This is a genomic window from Parabacteroides sp. MSK.9.14, from assembly GCF_019041495.1.
Taxonomy (GTDB): domain Bacteria; phylum Bacteroidota; class Bacteroidia; order Bacteroidales; family Tannerellaceae; genus Parabacteroides; species Parabacteroides merdae.
The window spans coordinates 1-2,121 of the sequence record NZ_JAHPXO010000090.1 but is presented as its reverse complement, the minus strand read 5'-3'; the positions used below and the strand labels follow the sequence as shown (position 1 = coordinate 2,121).

The window sequence follows — 2,121 nt, the reverse complement described above, 5'->3', positions numbered from 1 at the left end:
AACATGAACACAAAGAATCTTTTAATCACCGGTATGTTTGCCGGGTTATTTCTTTCCTGCAAGGAAGTAGAGCCGCCCGCACCTGTTTTGCCAGTTCCGACGCCGGAGCAGATCAAATGGCAGAAAATGGAGAATTATGCATTCGTGCATTTCGGGTTGAACACATTCAATGATTTGGAATGGGGCTATGGGAATACACCTGCGGAAACATTCAATCCGACAGACCTGGATTGCGAACAATGGGTACGTATCATCAAAGCGGCCGGCCTGAAAGGGGTGATCCTGACAGCTAAGCACCACGACGGCTTTTGCCTTTGGCCGACCAAAACGGTCGACTATAATATCTCTAACTCGCCTTATAAAAACGGAAAGGGCGACATGGTTCGCGAATTGTCCGATGCCTGCAAGAAGCACGGCTTGAAGTTCGGGCTTTACCTCTCTCCCTGGGATCGTCATAATGCCGAATATGGGCGGGAAGGATACCAGAAGACCTATCATGAGCAAATCAACGAACTGATCTCCAACTACGGTCCGTTGTTCGAGTTCTGGTTTGACGGGGCGAACGGAGGAAATGGCTGGTACGGTGGAACGAATGAAACGCGTTCGATCGATCCGAAAACCTATTACGGCTACGAGACTGCCCGTGAAATGATCAAAGCGAAACATCCGGAAGCGATGATCTTCGGCGGAACGGTTCCCGATATCCGCTGGATCGGCAACGAGTCCGGTTGGGCCGGCGAAACAAACTGGTCGCCCTATTCGTTGGACAAGGAGACACATTATACACAAAACCAATGGGGAATGAAAGACGGAAACCAGTGGTTGCCGGGAGAATGCGACGTATCGATCCGTCCGGGGTGGTTCTATCATCATCGTGAAGATCATCAGGTTCGTACTGTTCCGAATCTGGTCGATTTGTATTATCGCAGTGTGGGGCATAATGCCAACTTCCTGCTGAACTTCCCGGTAGCACTGAACGGACAGATTCATCCGGTCGATTCGGCACGTGCCGTCGACTGGTATCATACGATCCAAGCAGAGTTGAAAGATAATCTTTTGGCAGGTATCCAGCCAAAAGCAAGCGAAACCCGTGGGGGTGCTTATAAAGCATCGAATGTGACGGACGACAACTGGGATTCTTATTGGGCTACTTCCGACGGGATGACGTCGGGCTCGCTGACTTTCCCGTTACCGACAGGGACTTCGCTGAACCGGGTGATGATTCAAGAGTATATACCTCTTGGACAACGTGTATGCGCCTTTACGCTTGAAGTGGAAAAGGATGGCAAATGGCTGCCGGTGGAAACAACCGATACGCTTTCGACAGTAGGTTACAAACGTATCGTCCGTTTCAAAACGACTCCGGCAGATGCTTTGCGCATTCATTTCACAGAGGCAAAAGGCCCGTTATGTATTAATAATGTGGAAGCCTTCCTGGCTCCCCCGCTGTTGGAACAGCCGCGTATCGTGCGAAATGCGAAAAATGAAGTCCATATAGATGTGGAAAGCGAAGGAACCGACATTTATTATACAACAGATGGAACGGAGCCGACGGCACAGTCTGCAAAATATGAAGTTCCGTTTATATTGGACAAGAAAGGAACCGTCAAAGCGATTACTTATGATGCGCAGTCCGGCAAATCCGGTCCTGTAGCCAGCCGCCGTTTCGACCTGCCAGCAGTCGATTACAAGGTGACCAGCCCTGCCGATGAGCGGACAAATCTCATGTTTGACGGAAACGGTTATTCCACCTATTATCTGCCCGAAGGCAAAAACGAAATAGTAGTAGAGTTGGCCGCCCCTCATACGATAAGCGGTTTTGTTTACACCCCTAATCAGGGACGCGATTCGCAGGGACATATTTCAAACTATCAATTGTCAGTGGATGGAAAGGTCGTGGCTTCGGGCGAGTTCTCAAACATCAAACATAACCCGATTGAACAAGAAATACATTTTGCTCCTGTCAAGGGCAAAAAATTAGTTTTTAAGGCAACACGAATTGTTGATAACGTAAAACGTGTTGGAATTGCTGAGTTTTCAGTTATCACGGAAGACTAAACGATTTTCAACATAATTTGTGTTTGGCAGCAAGTGCCTGTGAAGGTCCTTGCTGTTTTTTTT

Annotated in this window: 1 protein-coding gene; it reads left to right on the top strand. The window is 48.5% G+C overall.

The features are described 5' to 3' along the window. The first annotated feature begins 3 nt into the window (after positions 1-3). Positions 4-2,058, top strand: coding sequence for an alpha-L-fucosidase (locus KTG12_RS21095; RefSeq protein ID WP_005644858.1), 2,055 nt, complete (start codon positions 4-6; stop codon positions 2,056-2,058). Positions 2,059-2,121: the final 63 nt, after the last annotated feature.

Bases quoted from the DNA above. Each gene is read 5' to 3' on its own strand.
- KTG12_RS21095 (WP_005644858.1), top strand. From the start codon at position 4: ATGAACACAAAGAATCTTTTAATCACCGGTATGTTTGCCGGGTTATTT.